Source organism: Micromonospora sp. M51 (assembly GCF_018070305.1).
In the GTDB taxonomy this organism is placed as follows: domain Bacteria; phylum Actinomycetota; class Actinomycetes; order Mycobacteriales; family Micromonosporaceae; genus Micromonospora; species Micromonospora parva.
In genome coordinates this window covers 1-4,284 of sequence record NZ_JAGPXZ010000551.1, presented here as the reverse complement: position 1 = coordinate 4,284, position 4,284 = coordinate 1, and the positions used below count along the sequence as shown (strand labels likewise).

The window sequence follows — 4,284 nt, the reverse complement described above, 5'->3', positions numbered from 1 at the left end:
TCGTCCCAGTGCGCCCCACATTCGGGGCACAGTCCTGGGCAGTCCTCCCGGCAGAGCGGGTTGGTCGGCAGCGTGAGCACCAACGCGTCCCGCAGCGCCGGCTCCAGGTCGATCAGATCGCCCTGCATCCGGCCCACCTCGTCCTCGTCGGTCGTGGCGTCCGTGGTGCTGTCCTCGTACGCGTACAGCTCCTGGATCGTCACGGCCATCGAGTCGTTGATCTCGCGCAGACAACGGCCGCACTCGCCCCGGACGGGACCGGTGATGGTCCCGGAGACGAGCACGCCCTCGGACACCGACTGCAACCTCAGATCGAGGTCGAGGTCCGCGCCCTCCGGCACGCCGATCAACTCCACACCGAGGTCCGCCGGTGCCGGCACGACCCGCTGGACCTCACGCAACGCGCCAGGGCGACGCGGCAGGTCCCTCGTGTCGAGGACCAGCGGCGACCTGGGGTTGAGTGTCGATGGCGAGTGCTTGGGCATAGTTAGACTCCGGCCGGTGAGAGGCCGACAAAAAAGGTTACCTGGACGACCGCCGGACCGTCGAACCGGGGGCGACGCCCGCCTGAGAAGTCGGCTGGTGAGGTGCCGCTCAGAAGGGTAGCGGGCGTTCCGCCTCATCCCCAGCGAAGGTGCCGATCTCCCGCAGCGCGTGCATCTTGTCCCGGCCGCGCTCTATCGAGGCCAGCGCCCGGGTGAGGAACTGCTCGAAGTTGGCCAACGCGGTGTCGACGTAGTCGTCGACCTCCTCCCGCAGGCGCTGCGCCTCGGCGCGGGCCTCACCGATGATCCGGGCACCCTCGTGCTCGGCGGACACGGTGATCTCGTTCACCGAGACCAGGCGGGCGTGTTCTGCCTCACCCTCGCTGATGATCCGGTCCGCCTCGCGCTTGCCGGCTTCCATGATCTTGTCGCGCTCCTCCAGGAGGGCGGCGGCACGACGCAGGTCGGCGGGGAGATCGGCGCGCATCTCGTCGAGGGCAGCGATCATCTCACCCCGGTCGACCATGCAGTTGTTGCGCGACATCGGGACGGAGCGGGCCTGCTCCAGGATGGCGATCAGTTCGTCGATGCGATCGAGCGGGTCCACCGGCTACCTCACTCCTGTCGTTCGTCGGCCGACCTCCATGATGCGGGCTACGGCCGTTCCCCGCGCCACCAATCATGTCGTGCCCGCCCCACCGCCGCCCCACTCACCCCATCCCGGCGAGTCGCGACATAGTCACCCCCCGCGTCCCCACCCTCGGCGTCGATCTTGCACTTCCTGTTGCGTCAAATCGCCTCAGAAGGAGCGATCCGGGAACCATAAGTGCAAGATCGCGGGAAGTGAGGGGGTCGGACAGGGCCGCGTGGTGCGGGATCAGGTCAGCGGCGGGGGCCCAGACGGGCCTGGAGCGCCTCGCGGACCGGGTCGGGGACGTGGGCGGAGATGTCGCCACCCCACTTGGCCACGTCCTTGACCAGGCTCGACGACAGGAACGAGTAGAGCGGATTGGTCGGCATGAAGAGCGTCTCCACGCCAGCCAGACCGATGTTCATCTGGGCCATCTGCAACTCGTAGTCGAAGTCGCTGACCGCCCGCAGACCCTTGATCAGCACGCTCGCCTGCTGGGCCCGGCAGAAGTCCACCAGCAGCCCGCGGAACGACTCGACCCGCACGTTGCCGTACGACGAGGTCACCTCGCGGAGCATCTCGATGCGCTCCTCGACGGTGAACAGGCCACTCTTCGACTGATTCACCAGCACACCGACGATGACCTCATCGAAGAGCCGACTGGCCCGCCCGATGATGTCGAGGTGTCCGTTGGTGACCGGGTCGAACGAACCGGGACACACCGCACGTCTCATGATCGGCGACCGTACCAAAGGGTGGTCTCGCCGTAACGGCGGCTGCGCTCGGCGGTGATCCCCTCCACCCAGTCGAACTCCCTGGTGCGCCGGGACCGCTCGACCACCACCAACGCGTCGGGCGCCAGCCAGCCGCCGTCGACGAGCGCGGCCAACATCGCGGTGATCTCCTCGTCCGGCACCGCGTACGGCGGGTCGGCGAAGACCACGTCGTACGGCTCCCCGTCCGGCCCGGCGGCCAGCACCGTCGCCACCTTGCCGGTGACCAGACGGGCCACCGGGCCGGCGCGCAGGGCCGCCACGTTCTCCCGGATCACCCGGGCCGCCCGCGGGTCGGACTCGACGAGCAGCACGTGCCGGGCGCCCCGGGAGAGCGCCTCCAGCCCGACCGCGCCGGAGCCGGCGTACAGGTCGGCGAAGCGGGCGCCGTCGAGATCGACGTCGGCCTGGACGGCGCTGAACAGCGCCTCCCGGACCCGGTCCGAGGTGGGTCGGGTGCCGGCGCCGGGGGGCGCGGCAATCCGCCGGCCACCGAGCGTCCCGGCCACGATCCGGGTCACCGTTTCCTCCTGCTCATGCCCGCGACGCTACGCGATGCGACGCGGGCCCGGTCAGCACGGCGCGGATCCGGGGAGCCGGCCAGCCGGCGACGACGCGGCGCGACTGAGCAGCCACGCAAGCCCGGAATCCACAGTGCAGCAGCGGCGCGAGGACGGTCCCCAGTGATCGGACGGACACCTTCGGTTCATCAAAGATCACGAATCGACTACATTGCCGGATGGCAATGATCTGAACTCCCCTCATTAACCACCCATCAGTACAGTCTCCCCCTGTCCCCGCTTTCGCCGCGGGAACACCACCGCGTCGCGACGCCCCGGTGAGCAGGTGACTCCCCGGTCACCACGTCTCCCGGCCTCCCGCCACGCGATCCGTACCCCCCTCACCAGGAGCAGGCGTGAACCCTCCCAAGTCTCCGTTCCGGCGCGTCGCGGCCATCGCCGCGGGTGCGCTGATCGGCCTCGCCGGCGTCGGCACCCTCGCGAGCCCCGCGAGCGCCCACCACCCCGAGCCCTCCGGCACCTACTGCCTGACCTCCGACGGCCAGGTCAAGGTGACCTGGACGGTCGGCAACAGCGAGAACATCGACGCGACCATCACCAAGCTCGAGTCGACCGTCCCGGGTGACTTCACCGGCGACCTGGCGAAGGACGCCACCCTGCCGGCGAAGGGCCAAGGTTTCCTCACCGGCACCCAGGCGCACACCTTCGACACGAAGCGGCCGACGGTCGAGCTGACCGTCGAGGCGCGATGGGTGCGTACCGACCGGATCGTGACCGAGTCGCGGACCGTCGCCGCCGAGCCGAAGGGCACCTGCGCGGCAGAGACCACGCCGCCGGCGAGCACCCCGACCCCCAGCGCACCGGCGACCCCCACGCCGACCCCCACCACCGCCTCTCCGTCGCCGAGCCAGCCGCCGGCCCAGAGCCCGACCCCGACCCCGCCGGCCACCCCGGCTCCGGCGGAGCCGGTCGGCTCGGTCGAGTCGACCTGCGACAAGCTCACCTTCACGATCGAGAACCCCGCCGACGGTGAGACCGTCACGCTCACCCTGACCCCGAACAAGGGCGAGGTGAAGACGCTCGTCGTGAAGCCGGGCGAGACCGGTTCCGTCTCCTTCGACGCGACCGAGGGTCTCGTCGTGACGCCGGCCGCCGAGGGCCTGGACGACACCGCGCCGATCGCGTGGGAGAAGCCGGCCGACTGCACCCCGGGTCAGGGTGGCGGCGACAAGGACGAGCCGGCTCTGCCGCTGACCGGTGCCGCGACCGGCGGCATCATCGCCGGCGCCGTGGTGCTGCTCGCCGCCGGTGCCGCCCTGTTCGTGGTGGCCCGCCGTCGTCGGGTTCGCTTCACCGCCTGAGACAACCCGCTCTGACACCTGAGGGCGCGTCGACCACCCGGTCGGCGCGCCCTCAGCCATGTAGTGGCCTGCCTGATCGACTCGACATCATGGAAACCGGGGTATCCCTGTCGACGGGATACCCCGGTTTCATGAAACTGGAGTGGATCACGGCGGCGCGTGATCAGCCCTTTTCCAGGTACTCCGCGCGGTCCTCGTCGACAAGTGCGGCCACCGAGGCGGCCAGCGCCGGATTGCGGGTCAGCTCCGGGTCGTCCTCGATCAGGGTGATCGCCTCGGCGCGGGCCTCGCGGATCAGGTCGGCGTCGCGGCGCAGCGACAGCAACCGCAGGTGCGAGCGGTGCCCGGACTGGGTGGCACCCAACACGTCGCCCTCGCGGCGCTGCTCCAGATCAAGCTCGGCGAGCTTGAAACCGTCGCTCGTGGACGCCACCGCGTCCAGTCGCTCCCGCGCCGACGAGCCCTCCGGCGCCTCGCTGACCAGCAGGCAGAGCCCGGCGGCGGAACCACGGC

At 70.3% G+C, this 4,284-nt stretch carries 5 protein-coding genes and 1 pseudogene; 1 reads left to right on the top strand and 5 read right to left on the bottom strand.

Annotation, left to right across the window (positions count from 1 at the left end):
* From KBX53_RS24280 to rsmD, 4 genes are all read right to left on the bottom strand, one after another.
* Positions 1 to 485: DUF177 domain-containing protein (locus KBX53_RS24280; protein ID WP_210861825.1), on the bottom strand; the 485-nt coding region annotated here is incomplete at its 3' end.
* Between the two features lie 109 nt (positions 486 to 594).
* Entirely contained in the window at positions 595 to 1,092 is a 498-nt protein-coding gene (locus tag KBX53_RS24275; protein ID WP_030335287.1) for a hypothetical protein, read from the bottom strand.
* 275 nt (positions 1,093 to 1,367) lie between these two features.
* Positions 1,368 to 1,850: a pantetheine-phosphate adenylyltransferase gene (coaD, locus tag KBX53_RS24270; RefSeq protein ID WP_030335289.1), complete on the bottom strand. Its 483-nt coding sequence runs from the start codon at positions 1,848 to 1,850 to the stop codon at positions 1,368 to 1,370.
* Positions 1,847 to 2,410 carry a 16S rRNA (guanine(966)-N(2))-methyltransferase RsmD gene (gene rsmD / locus KBX53_RS24265; protein WP_210861823.1) on the bottom strand — a complete coding sequence of 188 codons (564 nt, stop codon included), beginning with the start codon at positions 2,408 to 2,410 and terminating at the stop codon, positions 1,847 to 1,849. The genes coaD and rsmD overlap by 4 nt, the downstream gene beginning before the upstream one ends.
* Before the next feature lie 395 nt (positions 2,411 to 2,805).
* Here rsmD and KBX53_RS24260 point away from each other — a divergent pair, with 395 nt between their 5' ends.
* A complete protein-coding gene (locus tag KBX53_RS24260) occupies positions 2,806 to 3,771 on the top strand; it encodes an LPXTG cell wall anchor domain-containing protein (RefSeq protein WP_030335292.1) in 966 nt (321 codons plus the stop codon).
* Positions 3,772 to 3,934: 163 nt separating this feature from the next.
* Here KBX53_RS24260 and KBX53_RS24255 read toward each other — a convergent pair.
* Positions 3,935 to 4,284, bottom strand: a pseudogene (locus KBX53_RS24255) (ATP-dependent DNA helicase RecG); the annotation flags it as partial.

What these genes read in the sequence shown, in the direction of transcription:
- coaD (WP_030335289.1), bottom strand. Translation starts at nt 1,850, where the DNA reads ATGAGACGTGCGGTGTGTCCCGGTTCGTTCGACCCGGTCACCAACGGA.